This is a genomic window from Streptomyces sp. CO7 (assembly GCF_053474865.1).
The window spans coordinates 89,029-90,948 of record NZ_JBRIOU010000001.1 but is presented as its reverse complement, the minus strand read 5'-3'; the positions used below and the strand labels follow the sequence as shown (position 1 = coordinate 90,948).

Here is a 1,920-nt window from a genome sequence, read left to right as displayed (position 1 = left end):
ACCACGACGTCCTCGCCGGCACGGCCCCCTCCGGTGCGCTGCCCGACGACGGCACCGGCGGCGAGGACACGGTCCTCACGCGGGCCGGGGACGTCGTGCTGCCCGTGCTCGGGGGCGAGCCCGTGGCCCGTGTGGTCGACGACCAGGCGGCCGGCGCGGTCCTCGGCCGCAATCTGGTCCTGCTGCGGCCCGACCCCGACACCCTCGACCCCTGGTTCCTCGCCGGATTCCTGCGGGGCACCGCCAACCAGCGCCGGGCCAGCAGCTTCGCCTCCACCGCCACCCGCCTCGACGTACGCCGCCTGAGGGTGCCCAGACTTCCGTTGGAGGACCAGCGCCGCTACGGCGACCGCTTCCGCGCCCTCGACGAGTTCGAGGCCGCCCTGCGCCAGGCCGCCGCCCTCGGCGCCCGCCTCGTCCGCGGCACCTACGACGCCCTCACCGACGGCGTCCTGCCCCCGGTCTGACACCTCCTCGCCGCAGAACGGCGAAAGGGCCGCCCCGGTGGGGGCGGCCCTTTCGCCGTGTCAGGGTGGCGACCGGTGGGCGGTCGCGCGGCGTGCGGGTCAGGGGGTCTTGAGCTCCCAGACGACCGGGTCGGACATGAAGTCCGGGGTGACCGACAGGTCGATGGTCTTGGCGCCCGCCTCGACGCTGAAGCCGTAGACGAGGGTGGCCTTCTTGCCCGGGGCGACGGTGCCCGCGTTGAGCTCCAGGTCGGAGTCGAAGTCGAACACCTGCGAACCGGGGGTGCCGTTCTTGCCGGCGGTCGCGTCGACCATGAGGTTCGCCAGCTTGTAGTTCTTGCCGGTGGTGTTCTCCACGACGACCGTCACCTTGTACGCGTCGTTGCCCTTCTCATGGCCCGCGGAGACGTCGCTCGGAGTGAACTTGGCGATCTTGTCGATGCTGACGGTGACGCCGTCCTCCCACTCCGCCATCTGGTCGATGGTGAAGGGCTTGCCGTCCGCGGCCTCGCCCTCGGCGCCCGCCTCTTCCGCGGTCTCCTCGGTGCCCGGGTCCAGCGGGGCGCTCGTGCCGGCCTCCTTCTCGAGCCGGTCGAGGTCCTTGGCGATGTCGTCGCCCAGCTTGTTGACCACGAAGACCGAGACGATCGTGATGGCGGCCGCGGCCACGACGGCGATGGCGCCGAGCACCACACCGGTGACGGCCGCGCCCTTGTTGGTCGCCTCGCCGGCCTTCGCCTTGCTGATGCCGATGACGCCGAAGACCACCGCGAGGACGCCGAGGACGCCGCCGAACACGGAGAGGATCACCGTGACGGCGAGGATGAGGGCGATGATGCCGCACACCAGACCGGCGGTGCCCATGCCGTTCTTCGGCGGCTGCTGGTACGGCGGCATGGGCGGCGGTACGGGCGCGTAAGGCATCTGCTGGGACATCAGGGTTCCCCCTCCAAGGGTCGTGATCGCCGCCCGTTGTCGTGTCCACGTGCAGCACCCCAAGGAGATCACGTGTTGTGAACCCGATCAACCAGAATCAAGCGCCGAGACGGTCTTGTGATGATTCGGGGACTCAAGTGTGAACAGTCCCGCGGGGGCGTCCAGGGTGAGGAGGGAGGTGGCGGATCCGCTCCGGAGAGGTTCCGGCGTCCGACCTGACGTTCCGCCAGATGGTGTCGGCAAACGTGTGGACCGGATCAACCATCATGCACACACTTACGGAGCAAGGCTCCGTGTACGCCATGATCCCGTGGCTACGCTCGGGTACACCGATTGAGGGAGTCGGAACGGGTCCGGCAACAGGTGGCCGCACACCCGCAAGGTCTCGCCGCCGCTCCGGCCCAGGCAGGCGGCGTCCTGCTGCTGGTGCACGAGCGGCTTGTCCGCTGGCTGGAGATCGCCGTCACGGCGACCGTTTCCGCGCCCTCGACGAGTTCGAGGCCGCGCTGCGCCGCAC

Annotated in this window: 2 protein-coding genes and 1 pseudogene; 2 read left to right on the top strand and 1 reads right to left on the bottom strand. The window is 70.2% G+C overall.

Annotated elements, in window-relative coordinates:
* A pseudogene (locus ACOV8S_RS00415) lies at positions 1-467 on the top strand (hypothetical protein); the annotation flags it as partial.
* A 99-nt stretch (positions 468-566) separates the two neighbouring features.
* Here ACOV8S_RS00415 and ACOV8S_RS00410 read toward each other — a convergent pair.
* A complete protein-coding gene (locus ACOV8S_RS00410) occupies positions 567-1,403 on the bottom strand; it encodes a DUF4190 domain-containing protein (protein WP_448315196.1) in 837 nt (278 codons plus the stop codon).
* A 333-nt stretch (positions 1,404-1,736) separates the two neighbouring features.
* Between ACOV8S_RS00410 and ACOV8S_RS00405 the strand changes: the two genes are divergently transcribed.
* On the top strand, positions 1,737-1,920 hold a 184-nt coding region (locus tag ACOV8S_RS00405; RefSeq protein ID WP_448315194.1), incomplete at its 3' end, for a hypothetical protein.